The organism is Sandaracinomonas limnophila (genome assembly GCF_004005965.1).
In the GTDB taxonomy this organism is placed as follows: domain Bacteria; phylum Bacteroidota; class Bacteroidia; order Cytophagales; family Spirosomataceae; genus Sandaracinomonas; species Sandaracinomonas limnophila.
Genome location: NZ_SACY01000001.1, coordinates 206,085 through 228,708, shown reverse-complemented (window position 1 = coordinate 228,708; position 22,624 = coordinate 206,085). Strand labels below are relative to the sequence as shown.

At 34.7% G+C, this 22,624-nt stretch carries 25 protein-coding genes and 1 tRNA gene; 13 read left to right on the top strand and 13 right to left on the bottom strand.

Going from position 1 to position 22,624, the window contains the following annotated elements:
- Positions 1–15 precede the first annotated feature (15 nt).
- The gene (locus EOJ36_RS01025; protein ID WP_127802158.1) at positions 16–777 is read left to right on the top strand and encodes an acyl-CoA desaturase; all 762 of its coding nucleotides are present in this window, start codon (positions 16–18) and stop codon (positions 775–777) included.
- Between the two features lie 104 nt (positions 778–881).
- On the opposite strand, the gene EOJ36_RS01020 is transcribed toward EOJ36_RS01025, so the two are convergent.
- Together EOJ36_RS01020 and EOJ36_RS01015 are read right to left on the bottom strand one after the other, a co-directional pair.
- Positions 882–2,162, bottom strand: a complete 1,281-nt coding sequence (locus EOJ36_RS01020) for a dihydrolipoamide acetyltransferase family protein (RefSeq protein ID WP_127802157.1) — start codon at positions 2,160–2,162, stop codon at positions 882–884.
- Position 2,163: 1 nt separating this feature from the next.
- Positions 2,164–3,402: a competence/damage-inducible protein A gene (locus EOJ36_RS01015; RefSeq protein ID WP_127802156.1), complete on the bottom strand. Its 1,239-nt coding sequence runs from the start codon at positions 3,400–3,402 to the stop codon at positions 2,164–2,166.
- A gap of 39 nt (positions 3,403–3,441) precedes the next feature.
- Between EOJ36_RS01015 and gldC the strand changes: the two genes are divergently transcribed.
- The 3 genes from gldC to EOJ36_RS12050 are packed head-to-tail and all read left to right on the top strand — an operon-like array spanning position 3,442 to position 5,082.
- Positions 3,442–3,792: a gliding motility protein GldC gene (gene gldC, locus EOJ36_RS01010; protein ID WP_127802155.1), complete on the top strand. Its 351-nt coding sequence runs from the start codon at positions 3,442–3,444 to the stop codon at positions 3,790–3,792.
- Between the two features lies 1 nt (position 3,793).
- Positions 3,794–4,843 carry a thioredoxin family protein gene (locus EOJ36_RS01005; RefSeq protein ID WP_127802154.1) on the top strand — a complete coding sequence of 350 codons (1,050 nt, stop codon included), beginning with the start codon at positions 3,794–3,796 and terminating at the stop codon, positions 4,841–4,843.
- A gap of 47 nt (positions 4,844–4,890) precedes the next feature.
- Positions 4,891–5,082, top strand: a complete 192-nt coding sequence (locus EOJ36_RS12050; protein ID WP_127802153.1) for a DUF6728 family protein — start codon at positions 4,891–4,893, stop codon at positions 5,080–5,082.
- A 42-nt stretch (positions 5,083–5,124) separates the two neighbouring features.
- Here the strand turns inward: EOJ36_RS12050 and ispG are convergent, their stop codons facing one another.
- The 3 genes from ispG to EOJ36_RS00985 are packed head-to-tail and all read right to left on the bottom strand — an operon-like array spanning position 5,125 to position 9,712.
- Entirely contained in the window at positions 5,125–7,110 is a 1,986-nt protein-coding gene (ispG, locus tag EOJ36_RS00995) for a (E)-4-hydroxy-3-methylbut-2-enyl-diphosphate synthase (RefSeq protein ID WP_127802152.1), read from the bottom strand.
- 36 nt (positions 7,111–7,146) lie between these two features.
- Positions 7,147–8,358, bottom strand: coding sequence for a sugar MFS transporter (locus EOJ36_RS00990; RefSeq protein ID WP_127802151.1), 1,212 nt, complete (start codon positions 8,356–8,358; stop codon positions 7,147–7,149).
- A 1-nt stretch (position 8,359) separates the two neighbouring features.
- On the bottom strand, positions 8,360–9,712 hold the full coding sequence (locus tag EOJ36_RS00985) for a Gfo/Idh/MocA family protein (protein ID WP_127802150.1): 1,353 nt from the start codon (positions 9,710–9,712) through the stop codon (positions 8,360–8,362).
- Between the two features lie 79 nt (positions 9,713–9,791).
- Here EOJ36_RS00985 and EOJ36_RS00980 point away from each other — a divergent pair, with 79 nt between their 5' ends.
- From EOJ36_RS00980 to EOJ36_RS00970, 3 genes are read left to right on the top strand one after another with little or no spacing between them, the layout of a single operon-like run.
- Positions 9,792–10,214: a 6-pyruvoyl trahydropterin synthase family protein gene (locus EOJ36_RS00980; protein WP_127802149.1), complete on the top strand. Its 423-nt coding sequence runs from the start codon at positions 9,792–9,794 to the stop codon at positions 10,212–10,214.
- A complete protein-coding gene (folE, locus tag EOJ36_RS00975; RefSeq protein ID WP_127802148.1) occupies positions 10,174–10,875 on the top strand; it encodes a GTP cyclohydrolase I FolE in 702 nt (233 codons plus the stop codon). The genes EOJ36_RS00980 and folE overlap by 41 nt, the downstream gene beginning before the upstream one ends.
- Positions 10,876–10,877: 2 nt before the next feature.
- Positions 10,878–11,576 (top strand): SDR family NAD(P)-dependent oxidoreductase, encoded by a 699-nt coding sequence (locus EOJ36_RS00970; RefSeq protein WP_127802147.1) that lies wholly within the window; start codon positions 10,878–10,880, stop codon positions 11,574–11,576.
- Here EOJ36_RS00970 and EOJ36_RS00965 read toward each other — a convergent pair.
- Both EOJ36_RS00965 and surE read right to left on the bottom strand, forming a co-directional pair.
- Positions 11,562–12,554 (bottom strand): cation diffusion facilitator family transporter, encoded by a 993-nt coding sequence (locus EOJ36_RS00965; RefSeq protein ID WP_238944371.1) that lies wholly within the window; start codon positions 12,552–12,554, stop codon positions 11,562–11,564. The genes EOJ36_RS00970 and EOJ36_RS00965 overlap by 15 nt on opposite strands.
- A gap of 34 nt (positions 12,555–12,588) precedes the next feature.
- A complete protein-coding gene (gene surE / locus EOJ36_RS00960) occupies positions 12,589–13,368 on the bottom strand; it encodes a 5'/3'-nucleotidase SurE (protein ID WP_127802145.1) in 780 nt (259 codons plus the stop codon).
- A 52-nt stretch (positions 13,369–13,420) separates the two neighbouring features.
- Between surE and EOJ36_RS00955 the strand changes: the two genes are divergently transcribed.
- Positions 13,421–13,915 carry a GNAT family N-acetyltransferase gene (locus tag EOJ36_RS00955; protein ID WP_127802144.1) on the top strand — a complete coding sequence of 165 codons (495 nt, stop codon included), beginning with the start codon at positions 13,421–13,423 and terminating at the stop codon, positions 13,913–13,915.
- On the opposite strand, the gene EOJ36_RS00950 is transcribed toward EOJ36_RS00955, so the two are convergent.
- A complete protein-coding gene (locus tag EOJ36_RS00950; RefSeq protein WP_127802143.1) occupies positions 13,904–14,326 on the bottom strand; it encodes a hypothetical protein in 423 nt (140 codons plus the stop codon). The genes EOJ36_RS00955 and EOJ36_RS00950 overlap by 12 nt on opposite strands.
- A gap of 6 nt (positions 14,327–14,332) precedes the next feature.
- Between EOJ36_RS00950 and EOJ36_RS00945 the strand changes: the two genes are divergently transcribed.
- Positions 14,333–15,211, top strand: a complete 879-nt coding sequence (locus EOJ36_RS00945; protein WP_238944370.1) for a nucleoside phosphorylase — start codon at positions 14,333–14,335, stop codon at positions 15,209–15,211.
- A gap of 22 nt (positions 15,212–15,233) precedes the next feature.
- Here the strand turns inward: EOJ36_RS00945 and EOJ36_RS00940 are convergent, their stop codons facing one another.
- From EOJ36_RS00940 to EOJ36_RS00930, 3 genes are all read right to left on the bottom strand, one after another.
- Positions 15,234–15,596 (bottom strand): iron chaperone, encoded by a 363-nt coding sequence (locus EOJ36_RS00940; RefSeq protein WP_127802142.1) that lies wholly within the window; start codon positions 15,594–15,596, stop codon positions 15,234–15,236.
- A gap of 3 nt (positions 15,597–15,599) precedes the next feature.
- The gene (trhO, locus tag EOJ36_RS00935; RefSeq protein WP_127802141.1) at positions 15,600–16,568 is read right to left on the bottom strand and encodes an oxygen-dependent tRNA uridine(34) hydroxylase TrhO; all 969 of its coding nucleotides are present in this window, start codon (positions 16,566–16,568) and stop codon (positions 15,600–15,602) included.
- A 36-nt stretch (positions 16,569–16,604) separates the two neighbouring features.
- A tRNA-Leu gene (locus tag EOJ36_RS00930) sits at positions 16,605–16,686 on the bottom strand.
- Positions 16,687–16,754: 68 nt separating this feature from the next.
- On the opposite strand from EOJ36_RS00930, the gene EOJ36_RS00925 reads away from it, so the two are divergent.
- A complete protein-coding gene (locus EOJ36_RS00925; protein WP_394342703.1) occupies positions 16,755–17,147 on the top strand; it encodes a DUF3127 domain-containing protein in 393 nt (130 codons plus the stop codon).
- On the opposite strand, the gene EOJ36_RS00920 is transcribed toward EOJ36_RS00925, so the two are convergent.
- Both EOJ36_RS00920 and EOJ36_RS00915 read right to left on the bottom strand, forming a co-directional pair.
- Positions 17,144–17,578, bottom strand: a complete 435-nt coding sequence (locus EOJ36_RS00920; protein WP_127802139.1) for a GNAT family N-acetyltransferase — start codon at positions 17,576–17,578, stop codon at positions 17,144–17,146. The genes EOJ36_RS00925 and EOJ36_RS00920 overlap by 4 nt on opposite strands.
- A 45-nt stretch (positions 17,579–17,623) precedes the next feature.
- Complete coding sequence (locus tag EOJ36_RS00915; protein ID WP_127802138.1) at positions 17,624–18,583, bottom strand: PhoH family protein; 960 nt, start codon at positions 18,581–18,583, stop codon at positions 17,624–17,626.
- 108 nt (positions 18,584–18,691) lie between these two features.
- Between EOJ36_RS00915 and dnaB the strand changes: the two genes are divergently transcribed.
- Genes dnaB through EOJ36_RS00900 form a run of 3 tightly spaced genes read left to right on the top strand, consistent with a single transcriptional unit; the run spans position 18,692 to position 22,569 of the window.
- Positions 18,692–20,284: a replicative DNA helicase gene (gene dnaB / locus EOJ36_RS00910; protein WP_127802137.1), complete on the top strand. Its 1,593-nt coding sequence runs from the start codon at positions 18,692–18,694 to the stop codon at positions 20,282–20,284.
- A 58-nt stretch (positions 20,285–20,342) separates the two neighbouring features.
- Positions 20,343–21,758, top strand: coding sequence for a 23S rRNA (uracil(1939)-C(5))-methyltransferase RlmD (gene rlmD / locus EOJ36_RS00905; RefSeq protein ID WP_127802136.1), 1,416 nt, complete (start codon positions 20,343–20,345; stop codon positions 21,756–21,758).
- Between the two features lies 1 nt (position 21,759).
- Entirely contained in the window at positions 21,760–22,569 is an 810-nt protein-coding gene (locus tag EOJ36_RS00900) for an SDR family oxidoreductase (protein WP_127802135.1), read from the top strand.
- Positions 22,570–22,624: the final 55 nt, after the last annotated feature.

Here is a 22,624-nt window from a genome sequence, read left to right as displayed (position 1 = left end):
CAAAAACAAAATATCATGCAATTAGTACTTCCTGCATTTTTTATTCATTGGTACGTTTCTTTATTTAGCCAAACGTTTTTTTTACATCGTTATTCGGCTCATAAGATGTTCTTAATGAATAAATTCTGGGAAAAGTTCTTTTACTTTTTAACCTATTTATCTCAAGGATCTTCCTTTTTATCGCCACGTGCCTATGCGATCTTACACAGAATGCACCATGCATTTTCAGATACAGCTAAGGATCCACATAGCCCAATGTTTTCAAGTAATGTTTTCACTATGATGTGGAAAACAAAAGATATTTACAATGCTGTTTTAAACCGTAGAACAAATGTTGAAGATCGTTTTGAGCACAATTACCCTGTTTCAAAAACGATAGAGTCAATTGGTGATTCATGGATTTCTAGAATTTTCTGGGGAGTTGCCTATTCATCATTTTACATTTTTGCTTTTGTAAAATTCGACATGCACTGGGCATTTTTCTTTTTACTTCCTGTTCACTTCCTTATGGGTCCTGTTCATGGTGCAATTGTTAACTGGTCAGGACATAAATATGGTTACCAAAATTACGATAATCACGACCATTCACGCAATTCATTAATTTTCGATTTCTTAATGATGGGAGAGTTGTTCCAAAACAATCACCATAAATTACCAAATCGTGAAAATTTTGCAACTAAATGGTTTGAATTCGATCCGACTTTCCCATTAATCAAAATTCTTATTTGGTTACGCATTATCAAAATGAATGTTAAACCAGCTGATGCTAAGTTTTAAGATCAGAGACTAGAGACAAGAGACTAGAGACAAAAAAAGAGACGAGTTTGCAATTGCATTTTCGTCTCTTTTTTATTTTAACTTCATAACTCAAAACTCATAACTCATAACTCTTTCACCTCTACCCAATCTAATATCTTTTCTAAATAATCTGAAACACGTTTCAAGAAACTTCCTCCTAAGGAACCATCAACTACACGGTGGTCATAAGAGTGAGAAATATACATTTTTGAACGGATAGCAATTTCATCTCCGTTTTTCGTAGTAATCACAGCAGGTTTCTTTTCAATGACTCCAAAAGCTAAAATTCCAACTTGCGGTTGAACTATAATAGGAGTACCCATGATATTTCCAAATGAACCTATATTGGAAACAGAGAATGTACCTCCTTCCAAATCTGCAGGTTTAAGTTTATTTAAACGAGCCCGATTAGACAAATCATTTACTTTTTGAGTTAATTCAAGCAATGACAGCTTATCAGCCTCATGAATAACTGGGACAATTAAATTACCTGTTGGTAAGGCAACTGCCATTCCTAAATTAATTTGGTCATGTTGAACAATAAAATTACCTTCAACTGAAATATTCATACCTTTAAAATCACTTAAGGCCTTAGCCGTTGCCATTAAAAGGATAGGCGTATAGGTAAAAGCTTCCTTATATTTTTCTTTGAAATGAGTTTTTAAATTTTCACGAAATAAAACCACATCAGTCATATCTGTCTCAATGAAGGAAGTAACGTGGGGAGCAACACGTTTAGAATCCACCATACGTTCAGAAATCATTTTACGCATGCGATCCATTTCTGTAACTACATCTCCTGGCAAACGCATGCCAGCACCTTGACTCAAGGTCCCTGAGGAAATTGTATGCTTAGAATTACGAATAGCAATGTAATTCAATACATCTTTTTTGGTGATGCGATTATTTAAACCAGTACCTTTAATAGTACTTAATTCACGCTGAGAAACATTTTCTTGCAAACAAATTTGTTTGATTAATGGTGAAATCCATGGATTACCTGTTTCTCCATCCTCCGGATTCGACAAAGACAAATCTGTTAAATTAGCCAAAGAATCATTTGCTTGAAATACGTCTTGAAAGGATACAGGCGAAGGAATTTCTGAATTTATTTGCTGATTTTCTGAAGCATCAATCACACAAATGGGCTTACCAATTTCTGCAATTTCACCTTCTTTAACCAAAACCTCTTTTATTACCCCTGCAATGGGACTTGGCACTTCTGTATCGATTTTATCTGTTGCAACTTCTAAAATAAATTCGTCCGCTTCCACAAATTCCCCCGGTTTTTTCAACCAAGTTAAAACAGTAGCTTCCATGATACTTTCACCCATTTTGGGCATAATAATTTCTGTCAATGCCATATTACTGTATTTTCTTTCGCAATAAATTCAAACAAGCTATTGTACTCAATTCTATATTATGTTTTCGAGAACCGCCCAAAGTCAATTTTTGGGTAATGGTATCATTCGGACCCGATAAGGCAATCCAAACTGTCCCAACAGGTTTATCCTCTGTACCACCACCGGGGCCTGCAATTCCAGAGGTAGCAAGTCCATAAGTAGAACCAGTCATTTTTCTGACACCATCAGCCATTTGGCGAATACATTCTTCACTTACCGCACCAAAATTCTTTAAAATTTCTGACTCAACTCCTAATAAGTTACATTTTATTTCATTTGAATAGGCCAAGACTCCACCTACAAAATAATCAGAACTACCAGCTATGGAAGTAAATTTATGCCCCAAAAATCCACCTGTACAAGACTCTGCAACCGAAATTGTTTCATTTTTATTTCTTAGTAATTCACCCACTACAGATTCCAATTCGTCATTTTCATATCCAAAAATATATTCACCTGCAATTTTCTTTAGGGAGGTCTCACAAATTGCAATATCTTTTTTTAATTGAATTTCATCATTTCCAAAACCAGTTAATCGTAATTTTACTAAGCCCAAACTTGGTAAATAAGCCAATTTAATATGTTCGGGTAAATTATTCTCCCAATCTTCAATTAAAACTGATAAATAAGATTCGCCAATTCCAACAGTTTTGATAACTCTGTGAACAATTGTAGGCGTGTTAAAATGACCTGCCAATTTTGGTAAAATCTCCTTTTCCATAATTGCCTTCATCTCAAAAGGTACGCCAGGCATGGATATCCAAATGATTCCTTTTTCATCAAACCACATGGCAGGTGCAGTTCCCTGAGCATTCCGAATAAATGTACAATTAGCTGGCAAAAACGCCTGAGAACGGTTTATTTCGGTTAATTCTCTTCCCCGAATTTTGAAAAACTCAGTAACATCTTCCAATGCTTGAGGGTGTAAAACCAATTCCGAACCAAAATAATCTGCTAATATTTTTTTTGTTAAATCGTCTTTTGTTGGCCCTAATCCTCCAGTGATAATCACTAAATCTGCACGTCCTTGTGTTTCATCAAAAATCCCCACAATAGCTTCACGGGCATCGCCTACAGACGATTTACGAACAGTTTTAATCCCAAGTTTATCTAACTCTTGACTAATCCATTGGGTATTGGTGTCCAATATTTGTCCATAAAGAATCTCGTCCCCAATTGTAATTATTTCTGCTCGAACCATTTAGTTTTTGTAATTTTACAAAAATACGATTTAAATTAAATGAAACATTCTGAAATTAACTTTAAAATACAATTAGACGATCAAAATATTCCTGAACAGATTTCTTGGTCTGCAACCGACAATCCAAATGAAGGAATTGAAGAAACAAAAGCTATTTTAGTTGCTACTTGGGACCCTTACCATAAAGGAACTTTAACTTTGCCTCTTTGGACAAAAGACATGGAAGTATTGGACATGAAACGTTTTTTCATTGAAGTATTGGGAACAATTTCAGACGCATCTGCTCAAGCAACTGGAGATGAAGAGTTTGCGAAAGAAGTTGATAGCGTGTGTAGAAAATTATCCTTGAATTTGAAAAAGGAAATAGAAACATTAAATAAACAACAATAAAATGCTTAAAAAAGCCTTTTTATCCCTATTTCTCTTTTGTGCTTTTCAAAATATTTATGCCCAAAGAGGAATTCAATTTTTGACTAACAAAAACTTTAATCAAGCTATTGCACTAGCCAAACAACAAAATAAGCTTTTGTTTGTTGAGGCTTATGCCCCCGATTGCCATGTTTGTCAGTCATTTAAAGGCACTTTTGCACAACCCCAGGTAGGAGCACTTTACAATGCAAAATTCATAAATTATCAATTGGATTTACGTCAGCAGATGAATTATCAAATTCTTCGCCAATTAAAAATTATCATCAATGCTACACCAACTTTTTTATTTTTTGACCCCAAAACGATGAAATTGGTGCAGGCAAGAATCTTTGGAGAAGGTGAAAATTCGGTGATAAATGTTAATTCTATTGGTCAAAAAGCCGCTAATACTGCTGAACATTATGATAAAATGGCTGAAAGGTTAAAAAAAGGGGAGAAGAATCCTGGATTTTTATTGAATTATGCTGAAATCGCACGTATTTCTGGTGATACTTTAACCAACATTAAAGCCTTAAACGAATACATTAAATTAATTCCCGCCAATCAATATTCAAGCAGGAATTCATTTAATTTTTTAGGTAAATCCTTGATGAATAATGAAAATCCTTTATTTGATTATTTTGTTAGCAATTTAGGGGTATATCAAAGACAATTTGATGCAAATTCTGTCCGCATGACTTATGAAAACATTTTTCAAATTGTATTAACTAGTTCTCAGGCAAATAAAATGAGTAATACTGGTCTACAAAAATTGAAGATCCAGATGAAAAAAGTTGGTTTAGACGATGGTTCTATTGTACGAAGAACTTGGATGGTTGAATGTGGAATTTTATTTAAAGCAAAGAAAAACAAAGAGGCTTTAGCCATCATTCAAAAGGTTTTAGATGCCCTTCCTAGCGCACCTGGACCCAAAGAATATCAGTTTTTATGCGACTTCATCAAGTCCAAAACCAAAGACCCGAAAACCATTCAATTTGCAAAAAAGAATTATTGTGCCTTTGGAACGAAATAAATTGTTAATTGTTAATTGTTAATTGTTAATTATAAAAAAACAAAAAAATGAGCAGAATAAAAGATCAATTTAAATTAGGAGAGCTTTTTTATTATTTCATTAGAGTATTTAAAAAGCCAAAAGAAGGTGAAAAAAGAAATTTTAACCTTCGAGCGATGCATACTATCAACAAAATATCAATTATTATGTTTTTGATTTGTTTAATCGTTATTATTTACCGATTTGTAACGAGAAACTAATTCATAATTAATAATTAATAATTAATAATTTACAATTCATAATTATATTTCCCTCCAATTCCCATCATCCTTGATCAATTGAATCAACTCCTCAACAGCGGTATCTGAATGGACGGAGCGTTTAACTATTTCTTGTCCACGATATAAGGAAATTTTATCTTTCCCAATACCCACATAACCATAATCAGCATCTGCCATTTCTCCAGGACCATTTACAATACAACCCATAATTCCAATTTTAATTCCCTTTAAATGGTCTGTTTGCTTTCGAATTTTGGCTGTAGTTTCTTGTAAATCAAACAAAGTTCTACCACAAGAGGGACAGGAAATATATTCTGTTTTTGAAATTCTCATTCTGCTTGCTTGCAGTATTCCAAAGGCCAAAGAATTAGAAGTTTTTAGATATTCATTTCGATTTTCATCCAAACTTATCATCAGGCCATCTCCCAATCCATCTAAAAACAATGCACCAGCATCAGTGGCAGCAAACAACTGTGTTTGATCCGCATTTAAATCTTTATAGGTAAAATGGAAAATTACCGGATTTTGTACTTCATTTTGAATCAATTCAAACATTGCCCGACGAATCTCAGGCATATTGTGTTCATTATTCGAGTGAATAATTGGAATTAAGGTTTTATCTGCTGATAATGTTTGTATAAAATTTTTATTCTGAATAACCTCATCTGCATCTATTTTTACAAAATTCAAAATTGGATTTCGCTGAGCAAAAGATGTCAATTCAGCTAGGGTAAATAGAGGAAATACATTTTCATCAGTTGAATTTGCCCACAAACTTACGTCCTGAATTTGTTTCAATCCATTGGGCAACATAAAATCCACCTGCTGTTGGCCTGTATAAATAAAATCGGCACCCAGATCGTTCATCGCCCATTTATCTGGTTCAGGCAAGTAAAAATGACCAATAGATTTCAATGAAGCTAAATTAATTTTGGATTCATTTGAAAAATCAGCAATAACACGAGGCACTTGATGTCCACCTAATGTATGATTTTCAAAAGTTTTTCTTCTCTGGTGTACAAATGGATTAATTGGCGAATCAAAATTTGTATTTTCTGTATGGAAGGCTTCAATTTTACCTGAAAGATTCTTTCTTTGAGAATAACGATTGACCAAATCTCGTGCTACTGGCATTTCAAATTCTGGATCTTCCGTCAAAGATACCCTAACCGTATCTCCCAAGCCATCTTCCAAAAGCGTTCCAATACCCACAGCAGATTTAATTCGACCATCTTCACCGTCTCCTGCTTCAGTAACTCCTAAATGCAATGGGTATGGTTTAAATTGACCCTCATTTAACCGCTGAACCAATAATCGATAAGCCTCTACCATCACCTGCGTGTTGGAAGCCTTCATTGAAATGACAATATTGAAATAGTTCTCATCTTCACAAATCCGCAAAAACTCTAGGGCTGACTCCACCATACCAAGAGGGGTATCGCCATATCTACTTAGAATACGGTCTGACAATGAACCATGATTGGTGCCAATTCGCATGGCAGTTCCATATTCCTTACAAATTTTTACTAACGGTAAAAATTTATCTCGAATCCTTTCTAATTCAGCAGCATAAGATGCTTCTGTATAATCAATCGTCTCAAAACGCTTTTTATCTGCGTAATTTCCAGGATTGATGCGAACTTTTTCAACAATTCTTGCCGCTAATTCCGCTGCATTGGGTGTAAAATGAATATCTGCAACGAGGGGAGTAGTATAGCCTCTTTCGCGCAAACCTTTTCTTATATTCTCTAAATTTTGAGCCTCTTTGACAGAAGGAGCAGTAATTCGAACTAATTCACATCCTGCTTCAATCATTCGAATGGATTGCTCAATAGAACCTAATGTGTCCATTGTATCCACGGTTGTCATAGATTGCACTCGAATTGGATAATCCGAACCCATCATCAAGTCACCTATCTGAACTGGAATGGTTTGTCGACGAACATAGCTCACCAAAGATGGTGCATAAATATTACTATTTTTTATAAGAGATTGAGATGCGTCCAAAACTGTAAATTAAAATACAAAAATAGGCAAAATTCCTTACCAAGACTTCTTTTTATGACCTTTTACTGCATAATAATAAATGAACACATAGCAAGGTAGCATAATCGAATACGCCATTTTTGTATCGCCAATTAAATCTGCTATATGTCCATATGCCAAAGGCAAAATAGCTCCTCCCGCAATCATCATCACAATTAAAGCAGAACCAATTTTAGTAAATTTTCCTAATCCTTCAATTGCTAATGGCCACAATGCAGGCCACATCAATGCATTTGCCAATCCTAAAAATGCTAAACTACCTACTGATAATGTTGGATTGGGTGCAAATACCGTACCTAAAGAAAATACAATTCCCAAGATGGCTGAAATATTTAATGCAGTTTGTTGAGAAATTAATTTGGGAATAAAAAGTATTCCTGCAATGTAACCAGCCAACATTCCGTACAATGTAAAAGAAGTAAAATTCTTCGCTTCATCCATTGCAAATCCTTGAGAAGTACCATAATTGATAATGGTATCACCAGCCATTACCTCTACACCTACATACAAGAAAAATGCAATAAGACCTAAAACCAAATTTGGAAATTGAAACACAGATGTCTTTTTCGTAGCAATTTCTTGCTCAGAATCTTCCTCATCTGAATCGATATCAGGCAAAGCAGAAAAACGAATCCAAATAGCTAAGGCCACTAAAACTAAAGTCATTATTGCGTAAGGCTTGATAACTATACCTAAATCAACTTTGTCACCAATTTCATTTGATAATAATAGGCTACCAAAAATAAATTGGCTTAAAATTCCCGCAATTTTATTGCATATCCCCATGAATGAGATTCTGGTTGCAGCACTCTCTCTTGGACCCAAAATTGTTACATACGGATTGGAGGCAGTTTGTAACAGAGCCAAGCCTGAACCAATAATGAACAATCCCAATAAGAATAAAGCATAATTCTCTGAATTTGCTGCAGGAATAAAAAGTAAAGTACCGATCGACATAGCGAATAAACCAAAAGACATGCCATTTTTAAATCCAGATTTAGCCAAAACCCAGGAAGAGGGAATTGACATCACGAAATACGAAATAAAAAAAGCAGAGGCTACTAAAAGCGACTGAAAATTATTTAAATGAAAAGCAGATTTAAAAAATGCAATTAATACGGAATTTACCCAGGTTACAAAACCAAATACAAAGAATAATATTCCAATAATAAGTAAGGCTCCGTTTCCGGAAGATTTTTGTGAGGTCATTTTAATATTCGTTAGTTAGTCCAAAAATAGGTTTATTTGTTTTCCATTTTCCACGAGTGAAATCAGGTATTTGAACGGCTGTTGAGCCTTTTTTAATCGATTCTTCTGATAATGGTGAAATGGCTGACCAAGCTGCAGCATCATAAACATCAATAGGAGGGGCCACTTTGTTTTTAATAGCTTCAATAAAGGCCCTTAAAACGAAATAGTCAATCCCACCATGTCCTGCATTCTCGGCATCTGAAGCATGGTTTTTCCAAAGAGGATGATCATACTTTTCTTGATAAGGCTTAAATTCCTCCCAAGAATGTTTTTTAGGCGAAACTCCATCCAGATAAATAGATTTATTATCTTCTGTCCAAATTCCATTGGTTCCTTGAACTCTGAAACCTAAAGAATAGGGACGAGGCAAATTGGTATCATGAGTAATCAAAATTGTTTCTCCATTTGCACATTTAATCATGGTTTGAACCACATCTCCTAATTTGAATTTCACTTTTGCATTTGGGTGATTTTCTCCACCTTTTTTCACAATGTAATCGTGTAAACCCATGGAAGGAGATGCCATGGAAGTAAGATATAAAAACTGGTTTCCTCTATTAATATTCAGCATTTCTGCAACTGGACCCAAGCCATGCGTTGGATACAAATCTCCATTTCTATCTACAGAATGTTGTGTTCTCCATTTTGCCTCAGAAAATCCTTTTTCACCAAATTCAACTCCACCTCCATATGGATTTATACCATCGTTAAATTTAACCTCACGTAAATCGTGTTGGTAGCCACATTGCACATGGGATAAAGTTCCAAAAATACCTTGGCGAACCATATTCAATACAGCCATTACATCTCGACGGTAACAAACATTTTCCAAAATCATGCAATGTGCTCCAGTTTTTTCGTGCATATTGACTAAATCCCAACTTTCCTTTAGGGTTACAGTAGCAGAAACCTCTACACCAGTATATTTCCCTTCTTTCATGGAAGCTAGGGCCATTGGTACATGCCATTCCCATGGAGTAGCAATTATCACACCATCTATATCATCCCTTTTAACAAGGTTTTCGAAATCGTGGTCTCCTTTTCCATATTCAATTGCAGGATTTCTTCCCTTATTAGAAATCATCTTTTGGGCAAGGGCCAATGCTTTAGGATCAACGTCACAAATTGCCACAACATCCACATCATTTCTATACAATGCCATTTCTAAATGATTCCGACCACGAAGTCCAACACCAATGAAACCTAATCGAACATTTTTTTGTTCTAATGATTTAGAATCTGAAAATGGTTGATAAATGGCGGCAGTTGAGCCTATAATCAAGGAACTAGTAATAAACTTCCTTCTTTTCATAAAGATTAAATAGTATTTTTTGTTTGTTTAAAGGTAATTTTCATAAATAGTAACGTAAATTTATAGGATTTTTTCAAATATGATAGAAGCAAAAAAAATTAGTGTTTTTAGAAAAGAGCATTTTAATGCTGCACATCGCTTATATAATGCCGATTGGACCGATGAGAAAAACAACGAAGTTTTTGGTTTATGCAACAATCCCAATTATCACGGCCATAATTATGAGTTGATAGTACAATTAATTGGACATATCAATCCAGAGACAGGCTATGTTGTTGATTTAAAAATTTTATCAAATTGGATTCAAGAAGAAATTATTTCAAAATTTGATCACAAAAATTTAAATTTAGACGTACCAGAGTTTAAAAATTTAAATCCTACTGTAGAAAATATAGCAGTTGTGGTTTACGAAAAGCTCCGAAAAGTTATTCCAACAAACATTGACCTTAAAATTAAACTATATGAAACCGAACGAAATTTCGTTGAATTCCCTGCTTATTGATTCTGATGCCTTTTCTGCCAAGGAAAAAGAAATGGGGGACAATCATATTGGCTCCTCTGTAAATACTCCTTTGAGGGAAGATGCATTTGATTTGACAGATGATGAAAAAATCAAAAAAATCGAAGGTCATTTTAAGGAAATCATGCAAACACTTGGATTAGATCTAACTGACGATTCATTAAGAGGAACGCCTAAAAGGGTTGCAAAAATGTTTGTTAAAGAAATCTTTAGTGGTTTAGATCCTAAAAATGAACCAGCTGCCACATTATTCGAAAACAAATTTGGATACAATGAGATGTTGGTAGAAAAAAATATCAACTTTTATTCCAATTGCGAACACCATTTTGTTCCTATTTTTGGAAAAGCTCATATTGCCTATATTTCCTCAGGTAAGATTATCGGATTATCCAAATTGAACAGAATTGTACATTATTTTTCAAAAAGACCTCAAGTTCAAGAGCGTTTGACAATTCAAATTGGAAAGCATCTGCAAAAAGTATTAAACACAGAACATGTGGCAGTTATTATGGATGCAAAACATCTTTGTGTATCATCAAGAGGTATTAAAGATGATTCCACATCTACAGTAACATCTTTTTTTGGTGGAAATTTTCACAATCAGGATACTAGAAAAGAGTTTTTAACTTCTATAGAATTATAAGTATGGCAACTTATGTAATTGTTGGTGCTAGTAAGGGAATTGGTAAAGAAATTGCTTTAAAATTAATCCAAGAAAATCATCGAGTAATTAATTTTTCCAGAACAGCCTCAGAATTACAAGGAATTGAAAATTTTATTTGGGATGCAGAATCATCTGCATCAGAAATTTTCCAGTCTGTTAATGAACCGATAGCTGGATTGGTATATGCTCCCGGTACTATTAACTTAAAGCCATTCAATCGATTTACGATTGAAAACTTCGAAAAAGACCTTAGAATCAATTTTTTAGGGGCTGTTGAAGTCATTCAAACCTTGCTACCACAGCTTAAAGCAGCTGGTTCTTCATCTATTGTTTTATTTTCAACAGTTGCCGTTCAAACTGGAATGAGTTTTCATGCTTCCATTGCAAGTTCTAAAGGTGCAATTGAAGGACTAACAAAATCATTAGCAGCTGAATTCGCCTCTTTAAACATCAAAGTAAACGCAATAGCACCTTCTTTAACTAAAACAGAACTTGCAGGAGCTTTAGTAAACTCACCTGAGAAAATTGAAGTTGCTGCTAAAAGGCATCCCTTGAACAAAATAGGTGAACCCGAAGAAATTGCCGATTTAGCCTATTTTTTACTTTCTCCCAAAAACTCTTGGATGACAGGTCAAATTTTACACCTAGACGGGGGATTAAGTACCTTAAAACCCTTGTAATTGCTCATTAAAATGTTTTTGATTTAATGCCAAATTCACTTGATTCCATTGAATTGGCCTAATCAATTCACTTTTTCTTATGGGACAATCTGATATTGTACAATGTGAACAACATTCATCCAGACATGGATCTGCATGAACAAATATTTCTATGTGAGATGTCAATGCTGAATTAATGGTTTCTTCAAACTCATGAATTTCTTCATGGACACGATTCAAATCCCAATATCGTGGAAGGGTCAAATGACAATCAATATGTAAATCGCCACCATATTGTTGAATACGTAAATTATGTAAATCAATCCACTCAGATTTCTGGTGCTTGGTGATCCAATCTATCATGTTTTTAAACACAGACGGATTCATTTCATCCATTAGTCCAGCCACGGCTTGTCGAACCAAAGATATACTTTGAATAACCATCAAAATGGAGAAAAAAATGGATGCTACCGAATCGACCCAAAGCCAATCTGTAAAATAGGTAATGGCAAGGGCAAAAACGATAAATAATCCATTCAAGGCATCTAATCGAATATGTTTACCATCCGCTTCTAAAGTTAATGAACGTTCTATTTTACCGATATGTATCATAAAGGCTCCAAGAAGTCCATTCAATACGGCCGAAACCAAGGAAATTAAGATTCCTATATCTAAAGATTCAATAGGTGGATGTGAATAAAGATGTTGACTGGCATGTAAAAATATATAACAAGCTGCAAGGAAAATCAACACACCCTCTAACCCTGAGGCAAAAAATTCTATTTTACCATGACCATAGGGGTGATTTAAATCTTTAGGTAGAGAGGCCAAATAGATAGAATAAAATGCAAAACCACTAGCAACCACATTTACAATTGATTCTAATGCATCCGTCAACAGGGTAGTGGATCCACTTAAAAAATAAGCATAGAATTTTGCCGACATAATTGCAAGGCTTAATCCAAATGCCAATGAAATGATCCACTGCTTTTTATTCATAATTCATAATTCATAATTCATAATTCATAATTATTTAAAGCTCCCATTCCTTTTTCATTAATTCTAGCTCCTCATAATCCGTCAAATCATATTTAACCGGCACAATAGAAACATAATTTTCTTCTAAGGCATCTAAATCGGTATTATTGTTTAAATCGTAATTTTCCAACTCACCATCCATCCAATAATAAGGTTGTCCATAAGGATCTTTTCTTTCAGCAAAGGATTCTCTAAATACCGCATTAGCCTGTTTTCCAACCTTGATTCCTTTGGGAATCTCAGCAGATTTCGCAGGGAAATTAACATTTAAAGTTAATCCCTTAGGAAGACCATGAATAAGCACTTGTTGAGCAATTTTAATGACAAAATCGTGGCAATGCGAAAAATCTGCATCGTGGGCGTAATCACATAAAGAAAACCCGATGGCAGGAATTCCCTCCATTGCTGCTTCAATGGCTGCCGACATAGTACCTGAATATAAAACTGCAATAGAGGCATTTGATCCATGATTAATTCCACTCACAACCAGATCAATTTTTCTACCTTTTAACAAATAGTGTTTTCCAAACTTTACACAGTCGGCAGGAGTACCCGAACATTTATAGGATTTAATATTTGGACCAAAATCTTGTGTTTCTGTAACCCTAAGTGGTGAACCTAAAGTAATTGCATGTCCCATTCCAGATTGAACAGTGTCTGGAGCAACAACTACAACTTCGCCCATTTCCGCCATAATTTCGGTTAAAACGCAAATTCCTTTAGAATAAATGGAATCGTCGTTGGCAATTAAAATGAGAGGTTTTGTGGTGCTCATATCTTTTGATTTTAAAAACAAAAATACGAATTTGCAGTCAGAAATTTAAGAAATGAAGGTAAGAAAAGCAGACAAAAACGATATTATCAATATTCAGATAATTGCAGAAGCCGCCTGGCGACCAACATATTTACACATAATTGGTGAAGAACAATGTGCTTTTATGCTTGAAATGATGTATTCAAATGATTCACTGAATAAACAATTTGAAAAGGGAATACATTTTTTCATTTTAGAAAATGAAAACAATCAGGCTATGGGCTTTGCAGCATTTGAAAAAATAAATCAACAAAAAGGGAAATTACATAAGTTATATACAAATCCATTCACAAAAGAAAAAGGAGCGGGGACTTTACTTTTAGAAACCGTTAAGAAATTGGCTATTTCACAAGGTTTACTAACAATCGAATTAAATGTCAATCGCCATAACTCTGCCTACGAATTTTATTTAAAAAAAGGCTTTAAAGTTGCATCTGAGATAGATTTAGAAATTGGAAATGGATATTTCATGAATGATTATATCATGGAATTGGATTTAAAAAATTGATTCAATTTTAAATTCTTTTCCATTAATAACATACGAATCGCCCGAATTTTTACCCTTTAATTGTTGGCCAACTGGGGAATCCCAAGAAATAGCAAAGTAATTTTTGCCTTCAATAACTAATTTACCTAAACCAATACAAACGATAAAATCACCTTGAGATGTTCGAATAAATTTTGAGCTGCCTTTATTCAATTCAATTAATTGTTGTTTATATTGATGTATGAGTGCCAGATTTTTATCCATTTCTTTCTGCATCATTTCTCGACCTGTTTCATATTTATCTCCAGCACTACTTTTAGTATCACTATCTCTAGACTCTTTCGCTAATTGATAAGATTTCTCAGTTTCAAGGATTTTATCCCCGATTTCTTTTGTAATCCTCTCAATTAATTTAATTTTAAGTTCCAACATATTTAAATGAATTCAAATCATATTATATCGAGTACCGATCTTATCATCAATTCTAATGGAACAGCTTACCACTTGGCCATTCATCCGGATCAATTACCTAATCGAATTTTTATGGTTGGAGACCCAGAAAGAGTACCGATGGTTTCTCAATATTTTGACAAAATAACGGATAAGATTCATAAAAGAGAATTTGTAAGTCATTTTGGAGAAAAAAATGGTGAAAGAATTGGAGTTATTTCTTCAGGAATTGGGCCTGACAATGTAGAAATTGTAATGACAGAATTAGACGCATTGGCTAATATTAATTTTAAAACTCGAGAAATTAAATCACATAAAAGAAAATTACAATTGATTAGAATTGGAACTTCAGGCTCCATCCAAGAAGATATTCCAGTAGACTCTTTCCTTGTATCAAAAGCTGCAATTGGTATAGATAATTTGTCTGATTTCTATGATTTTGATGAAAATTTAAAGGATTTTAATTCAGATGAGGTCGAAGTTTTTAAACAAAATTTTCCAAAAAACACCTCATTTTATCTTTCAAAATCTAGTGATGAATTAGTAAAAAAATACAAAAACTTGAATTTCATTGAGGGACTTACCGTTTCAACACCTGGATTTTATGCACCTCAAGGCAGAGAAATTCGACTTAAGAACAATAAAAAAAATTACTTGGAACAAATCAGAAATTGTAGATTGGGTCAATTAAAACCCTCCAATTTGGAAATGGAAACTGCAGCTTATTATGCTTTTGGAAAGCTATTGGGACATAAAGTCTTATCTTTCAATGCGATCTTGGCGAATCGAGTTACAAAAGAATTTTCTAAAAAACCGGACTTCCAAATAGAGCGATTAATTGAACTTGTAATAAATTATGAGTTATGAATTATGAGTTATGAGTTATGAGTTATGAGTTAATTGAAATTGTTTTCATCCGATGGGCAACTAATTTCTTAATTAATTCGATTGGTAATTCAATTTTAAAAGGAATTTGAACAGTTCCTTTTGAACATTTATAACCTTTCAAATCATTTTCATAAAAGGCAATAGGGCCTGGTGTAGGAAAAAAACCAATATGAGTTTTGAAAACTCCAAAATAACAAAGAGGTTTACCTTTATATTTAAAAGCTGGCATCATATAACTAATTGATTCCTCTGCTTCTGGACAAACCTCCTTAATTACAAAGCGTAATTCACTTAATTTCTCAACCAATTCAGGTGTCTGAGACAATATAAACTCATCAATATTTTTTGCTAAACTTTCCTTCATACCTTATACCTTGATCTCATTTCTTGAAAATGATTTATAACCCAATTCTGGGGAATATCCGTCTGAATTTTTAGAAAAATATCCTTTTTCATTATATGGGCGCTTTCTTGGATGTTCTTTGCATTCCTTAGAACAAGCACCTTCCATTTCTTTTAAACAAGATGGGCAAATTGGTAAATGTTCATTACATTCTGGATTCGCACAATTGACCATGTGGTCAGAGATTTCGGAACAAACATGACATTTTGAAATCACTTCTGGATTAACTGAATTTACGGCTGTAGCTACTCGATTATCAAAGACATAACATGAGCCATCAAAATCCTCTCCGCCTTCTTCTAATCCATATTTAATGATTCCACCATGCAATTGGTATACATTCGTAAATCCTTGATCTAAAAGATAGGCAGACGCTTTTTCGCATTTAATTCCACCTGTACAATAAGTGATAACTTTTTTGTCTTTTAAATGATCTATTTCATTAACATGGTTTGGTAAATCGCGTAGATTCTCCATATCAAAGGTGTAAGCACCTTTAAATTTGCCCAATTCATGTTCGTAATTGGAACGCATATCGACCAACACCACTTCTGGGTCATTTTTAAGCATTTCTTTAAATTCTGCAGGTTTTAAATGCTTGCCTGTTCGAACCCGCGGATTTACAGGTAAATCGGAGTGAACAATTTCATTTTTAACGCGTACATGTAATTTTGCAAATGTATGTTTATCGTGCTCTTCAATTTTAAAATCGAAATCAGAACCGAAAAAAATGGGATCGTTTTCCAACCATTTCATATACAAATCACAATCTTCTTTTAAACCAGAGACTGTTCCGTTTAATCCCTCAGAAGCAACAATAATTCTGCCAAGTAAATTATTTTTTAAACAAAATAGGTGATGTTTTTCTCTATACTCTTCGGGATTTGGAATTGGAGTATAGTTATAGTAAAGTAACACGCTGTAAGGCTTCATTTTCAATATGATTTACCGTTAAAAAAAAATTAAAAGTGACGATGGGGAGATTCGAACTCCCATACCTTGCGGCACTACCACCTCAAAGTAGCGTGTCTACCAATTCCACCACATCGCCAAAGATTTTCAAAATTACCAATAATTTACTTACTTGCCAATCGAAAAAATTAAATCAAGACAAAAATCATGGCTGAGATTAGCGGAAAATTAATTAAGAAATTAGGTGAGGTAACCGGAACGGGAAAAAACGGTACAAATTGGATTAAACAAGAGTTTGTTATTGAAACACAGGAGCAATATCCTAAAAAAGTTTGTTTAGCAGCTTGGGGAGACAGAACCCAAGATTTAAGTCAAATTGCTGATGGCGAAACTTTAAAAATTCAATTTTCTCCAGAATCAAGAGAATACAACGAGCGTTGGTACACTGAATTAAGAGCCTACAGAATCGAAAGAATGGGAGCAGAGACAACTGCACCTTCAAGCGTACCTTCGAATGTTGAATTTAATGCCTCTACAGGAGCTGCGAAATTCCCTCCAATGGCAGCAGCAGCTGAAGGGGACGATGATTTACCATTCTAAAAAACACATTCCATTGCTTGGTGAACGATGTCAGCTTCCATAAAGGTATTACCATAAGGTTTAAATCCTAAAGAAGCATATAATGGCATTACCGTTTGTTGAGAATGTAAATAAAAATTATTTATTTCTGGAAATTGTTCTTTGGCTACCTTTATTATATGTTGAATGATATAGGTAGCCAATTTTTTACCTCTGTATTTTGACAAAGTTGCTATCCGCTCAATTTTTATTCCTTTATCGGTTTTTCTAAATCGACCCGTTGCAGCTGGTGCTCCTTCGACAAATAACAAAAAATGTCTCGCCTCAGCATCCAATTCATCAAATTCCTCTGAGGGTAAACACTTTTGCTCATCCACAAATACTTCAATTCGAATTTGGAATACCTGTTGTATTTCCTCTAAACTTTTTGCCTCTATTATTTGATATTGCATTTCTCAAAAATTACTTGCTCACTGGATCACTGGCTCACTGACTCCCTAGCTCACTTTCTTCTCATATGCCTCAATAATTGCCCTCACCAACTTATGTCGAACCACATCACTTCCATCTAATTCCACAAAAGAAATCCCATTAATTCCTTTCAATATATGAAGTGATTCACCTAATCCAGAAACTTGATTTTTAGGTAGGTCCACCTGAGATTTATCACCTGTAATGATAATTTTAGATTGAATACCCATACGGGTTAAGAACATTTTCATCTGCATGGAGGTCGTATTTTGAGCCTCATCTAAAAGAATAAATGCTTTATTTAAAGTTCGACCACGCATATAGGCTAATGGCGCAATCTCAATCGTTCTATTTTCAATGTAAAATTTCAATTTTTCAGCCGGAATCATATCATCCAAGGCATCATAAATTGGTCGCAAATACGGGTCAATTTTTTCTTTTAAATCGCCTGGCAAAAAACCTAAATTTTCACCAGCCTCCACAGCAGGACGCGTAATAATAATTTTCTTTACCTCTTTATTTTTTAAGGCCTTTACAGCCAAAGCAACTGCTGTATAAGTCTTACCTGTACCCGCGGGTCCAATAGCAAAAACGATGTCATTTTTAGCCGCTGCCTCCACCAATTTTCGTTGATTGGGCGTTTTTACCTTAATGACTAAACCTTTATTTCCGAACAATAAAACATCCTTATCATCGACCCAAGGAGTAACAACCTCTTCACCTGTAGGATTTAAAACTGCATCTATGTACGTTTTAACATGAACTGGTAAAAGGGTGTGATGTTTTTCAAGGTGTTGAACACATTGGTTAACAATGGCCTCCACCAAGGCAATTTGGTCGTCGGAACCTCTTACCGTAAGTTGTTCACCACGTGCAATTAATTTGGTTTGTGGAAAAGCCGCCACTAACAATTGAAAATTACTATTGGCAGCGCCTAAAAAATCGATTAGGGATACCTCAGACAATTGAATAATTTTTTCCAACAAGAGCTATTTTATTTGGGTTAAAACAATAACATAAAAATAATCAAATCCTTGAGTTTAATCCTATAAGAAAGATGATAATTTTCCATAAAATTTTTGTAAAATTGTTGTATGGAAATAAATAGTTCATCAAATCAAGTTAGGAGAGGTAATTCATCAGGTATTTCAAGGTCAAATGGTCCCGTTCGTTTGGGCGATTTGGGCTTAGGAAAACTGCCTCCTCAGGCTGTTGATTTGGAAGAAGCCCTTTTGGGAGCCTTAATGTTGGAAAAAGAACCGTTGACCAACGTTATTGAATTATTGAAACCTGATTCCTTTTACAAAGAAGCACATCAAAAGATTTTCCAAGCCATACAAGGTCTTTTTCAAGCCTCTCAGCCAGTTGATTTATTAACTGTTCATAATTACCTTAAAACCAATGGGAATTTAGAAGCAACTGGAGGCGCAAGTTATTTGGCCCAATTGACTTCACGTGTAAGTTCATCTTCAAACGTTGAATTTCACGCAAGGATTATCATTGAACAATACCTAAAAAGACAATTAATTTCCATCTCATCCGAAATCCAAAAGTTATCCTATGAAGACACCTCTGACGTGTTTCAAATTTTGGATAAAATGGAGCAGGAATTATTCACTATTGCCGAATCAAATATCCGTAAGAACTACGAAAGCATGTCGGATATTTTGAAAAAGGCAGTAGATGAATTGGAAAAAAAACAATTACAAAAAAGTGGCTTAACAGGTATTCCTTCAGGCTTTACCGCATTGGATAGATTAACATCTGGATTCCAACGACAAGAATTAATCATCATTGCAGCACGCCCGGGTATGGGAAAAACGGCCTTTGTTGTTTCGGCCTGTAGAAATGCAGCGGTAGAATTTGATAAACCTGTGGCCTTGTTCTCGCTTGAGATGAGTGGGGTTCAATTGGTAAATCGTATCATTTCTGCCGAAGCAGAGATTGAATCGGAGAAAATCAGAAAAGGGAAATTAGAACCACACGAATGGCAGCAATTGCATACAAAAATCAAAAAATTGTATGATGCACCCATTTATATAGATGATACCCCAGCACTTTCCATTTTAGAATTACGTGCAAAATGTAGAAGACTAAAAGCGCAGAAAAACATCGAATTGGTTGTTATCGACTACTTGCAATTAATGACAGGTGATTCATCTGGAAAAGGGCCAAGTGGTAATCGTGAACAAGAAATTTCACAGATTTCAAGAGCTTTAAAACAATTGGCAAAGGAATTGGATATACCAGTTATTGCACTTTCCCAGTTAAATCGTTCTACGGAAACTCGCGGAGGAAACAAAAAACCTCAATTATCTGACCTTCGTGAATCGGGAGCCATTGAGCAAGATGCTGACCAAGTAATGTTTATCTATCGTCCAGACTATTATGGAATCACCCAAGATGACAGCGGTAACTCTGTAATGGGCATGGGAGAAATCATTATGGCTAAAAACCGTTCAGGTTCTTTAGAAAATGTTTGGTTGAAGTTCATTGGCAAATACACAAAATATTGTGATTTGGATGCAGACCAATTTGAAGGCAACTTGGGAAATTTAGGCAATTTGGGAGATACCAGTGGAGATTTTGACAATGCCAAGGAGGAATCAATTTTCAAAGGTTCTAAATTAAATAATTCTAATGCTGCACCAAGTGCAGATTTCGATCCATTTGAGGAACCGATGTAAATCAAGACTATTCACTTGCTTACTTTCTCACTCGCTCACTTTTTCCTACCTTTGCAAAATGAGTAGAAGGAAAGATAAAACACAGCAAATCATAGAAGGTATTACCATATTGGCCTATGCAGCAGAGGCCAAATGTATTGCAAAAGTAAATGACGAAATCATATTTGTTCAAGGACAAGTAGCGCCAGGCGACGTTTGTGATTTAAAAATAATCCGAAATAAAAAGAAGTTTAAGCAAGCTCAGGCTATTAATATTCAAGCTTTATCTAAAGATCATGTTCCAGTGGTTTGTGAGCATTATGGAGTGTGTGGAGGTTGCAAATGGCAACATGTGAGTTATGAGGCTCAATTAGGATTTAAAAATCAACAAGTAAAAGATAATTTAGAACGTATCGCGAAAGTTCAGCTTCCTGCGTTTGAAACAATAAGTGGCTCTTCAGAACACTATTTTTATAGAAACAAATTAGAATTCACTTTTTCCCAAGCGCGTTGGTTGACTGAAGATGAAATTGGCAAAGAGGACTTAGGTTCTTTAAATGCATTAGGATTTCACGTTCCTGGTCGTTTTGATAAAATCCTTGAAGTGAACAATTGTCACTTGCAGCCTGAACCATCAAATACTCTAAGAAATGCAGTTCGCAACTTTGCTGAAAAAGAGAGTATTTCCTTTTATGAATTAAAAAATCAAAAGGAGGGGGCACTTCGAAATTTAATCATTCGAAATTCCAGTATAGGCGAATGGATGGTAGTTGTTCAATTTGCTTTTGCTACTGAGGAAGAAATTGGAAAAATGATGGAATTCATCAAAAAATCGTTTCCATCAATTACTTCCCTGAATTATGTGGTAAATCAGAAAGGAAATGATACGTTTCATGATTTAGAGGTGATAAATTACCATGGAAAACCATTTATTGTGGAGAAAATGGAAAATTTATCGTTTCAAATAGGTCCGAAATCATTTTTCCAAACAAACTCCAAACAAGCACTTCATTTGTATCAATTGGTTCGCAAATATGCTGATTTAAAAGGGGATGAAGTAGTTTATGATTTGTATTCTGGAACAGGAACTATCGGCTTATTTTTATCCAATCAAGCAAAAAAAGTAGTTGGTTTGGAATATGTTGAAATGGCGGTAGAAGATGCTAAAGTAAATGCCCAAATCAATCAGGTTGAAAATGCCACTTTTTTTGCTGGAGATATGAAAAAGTTATTAACAGATGAATTTATTTCTGTTCATGGCAAACCAGATGTAATTATTACGGATCCACCTAGGGCTGGGATGGATGAGGATGTAACTCTACAAATTTTAAAGGTTTTACCAAAAACAATTGTCTATGTGAGTTGTAATCCTGCCACTCAAGCCAGAGATTTGGCTATATTAGATGCAGCCTATCATGTTGAGGTGGTGCACCCGGTGGATATGTTCCCTCAGACACATCACGTAGAAAATATTGTAAAATTAAAATTACGCTAATATGGACTCCTCTAAAGTTGTAATTATTACTGGTGGTTCCTCAGGAATTGGAAAATCATTGGCCTTTGAATACGGAAATCATGGATATACTGTTGTAATAACAGGTAGAAATGCTGAAAACCTAAAATCCGTTGAAAATGAATTGATTCAAAATAACATACAAGCAAAGGGCATTAAATGTGATTCTGCTAATGAGGAAGAAACTAAACAAATGATTCAACAAGTTGTTTCAGAATTTGGAGGAATTGATATATTGATTAATAATGCAGGTATTTCCATGCGTTCGATGTTTGAAAGTGTTCAAATGGACGTAATGAAGCAAGTAATGGATATCAACTTCTGGGGAACAGTTTATTCAACTCATGCGGCATTGCCTTATATCAAAGAACGAAAGGGGGGAATTATTGGGATTTCTTCTATAGCAGGTTACCGAGGACTACCCGTACGTTCAGGCTATTCGGCCTCCAAATTTGCAATGAATGGCTTCATGGAAGCCCTTAGAACAGAACTTATTGGAACAGGTGTTCATGTGTTAATCGCTTGTCCTGGATTTACTGCTTCTAATATTCGAAATGCATCTCTTAATTCCGAAGGCAAAATAACAGGAGAGACCATGCGAGAAGAATCAAAGATGATGAGTTCAGAGGAAGTAGCAAAGGAAATTTACAAGGCATTTGAAAGCAAAAAGAAAACCTTGGTATTGACTTTTCAGGGAAAATTGACAGTATTTTTAAACAAGTTGTTTAGTGGTTTTATCGATAAGATGGTTTACAATACCTTGAAAAAGGAAAAAGATAGTCCGCTAAAATAAAAAAGCCAAAAGAAATAATCTTTTGGCTTTTTGCACCCTTTTAACTTACCACTCT

Coding starts and splice junctions, on each gene's coding strand:
- EOJ36_RS00950 (WP_127802143.1), bottom strand. CDS start 14,326: ATGTTGGAACTTAAAATTAAATTAATTGAGAGGATTACAAAAGAAATC.
- EOJ36_RS01025 (WP_127802158.1), top strand. CDS start 16: ATGCAATTAGTACTTCCTGCATTTTTTATTCATTGGTACGTTTCTTTA.
- EOJ36_RS00985 (WP_127802150.1), bottom strand. CDS start 9,712: ATGAAAAGAAGGAAGTTTATTACTAGTTCCTTGATTATAGGCTCAACT.
- EOJ36_RS00900 (WP_127802135.1), top strand. CDS start 21,760: ATGGACTCCTCTAAAGTTGTAATTATTACTGGTGGTTCCTCAGGAATT.
- EOJ36_RS00925 (WP_394342703.1), top strand. CDS start 16,755: ATGGCTGAGATTAGCGGAAAATTAATTAAGAAATTAGGTGAGGTAACC.
- EOJ36_RS00940 (WP_127802142.1), bottom strand. CDS start 15,596: ATGAAGGAAAGTTTAGCAAAAAATATTGATGAGTTTATATTGTCTCAG.
- EOJ36_RS01015 (WP_127802156.1), bottom strand. CDS start 3,402: ATGGTTCGAGCAGAAATAATTACAATTGGGGACGAGATTCTTTATGGA.
- EOJ36_RS00920 (WP_127802139.1), bottom strand. CDS start 17,578: ATGCAATATCAAATAATAGAGGCAAAAAGTTTAGAGGAAATACAACAG.
- trhO (WP_127802141.1), bottom strand. CDS start 16,568: ATGAAGCCTTACAGCGTGTTACTTTACTATAACTATACTCCAATTCCA.
- EOJ36_RS00965 (WP_238944371.1), bottom strand. CDS start 12,554: ATGAATAAAAAGCAGTGGATCATTTCATTGGCATTTGGATTAAGCCTT.
- rlmD (WP_127802136.1), top strand. CDS start 20,343: ATGAGTAGAAGGAAAGATAAAACACAGCAAATCATAGAAGGTATTACC.
- EOJ36_RS12050 (WP_127802153.1), top strand. CDS start 4,891: ATGAGCAGAATAAAAGATCAATTTAAATTAGGAGAGCTTTTTTATTAT.
- folE (WP_127802148.1), top strand. CDS start 10,174: ATGAAACCGAACGAAATTTCGTTGAATTCCCTGCTTATTGATTCTGAT.
- EOJ36_RS00970 (WP_127802147.1), top strand. CDS start 10,878: ATGGCAACTTATGTAATTGTTGGTGCTAGTAAGGGAATTGGTAAAGAA.
- dnaB (WP_127802137.1), top strand. CDS start 18,692: ATGGAAATAAATAGTTCATCAAATCAAGTTAGGAGAGGTAATTCATCA.
- EOJ36_RS01005 (WP_127802154.1), top strand. CDS start 3,794: ATGCTTAAAAAAGCCTTTTTATCCCTATTTCTCTTTTGTGCTTTTCAA.
- surE (WP_127802145.1), bottom strand. CDS start 13,368: ATGAGCACCACAAAACCTCTCATTTTAATTGCCAACGACGATTCCATT.
- EOJ36_RS00980 (WP_127802149.1), top strand. CDS start 9,792: ATGATAGAAGCAAAAAAAATTAGTGTTTTTAGAAAAGAGCATTTTAAT.
- EOJ36_RS00955 (WP_127802144.1), top strand. CDS start 13,421: ATGAAGGTAAGAAAAGCAGACAAAAACGATATTATCAATATTCAGATA.
- gldC (WP_127802155.1), top strand. CDS start 3,442: ATGAAACATTCTGAAATTAACTTTAAAATACAATTAGACGATCAAAAT.
- EOJ36_RS00990 (WP_127802151.1), bottom strand. CDS start 8,358: ATGACCTCACAAAAATCTTCCGGAAACGGAGCCTTACTTATTATTGGA.
- EOJ36_RS00945 (WP_238944370.1), top strand. CDS start 14,333: ATGAATTCAAATCATATTATATCGAGTACCGATCTTATCATCAATTCT.
- EOJ36_RS01020 (WP_127802157.1), bottom strand. CDS start 2,162: ATGGCATTGACAGAAATTATTATGCCCAAAATGGGTGAAAGTATCATG.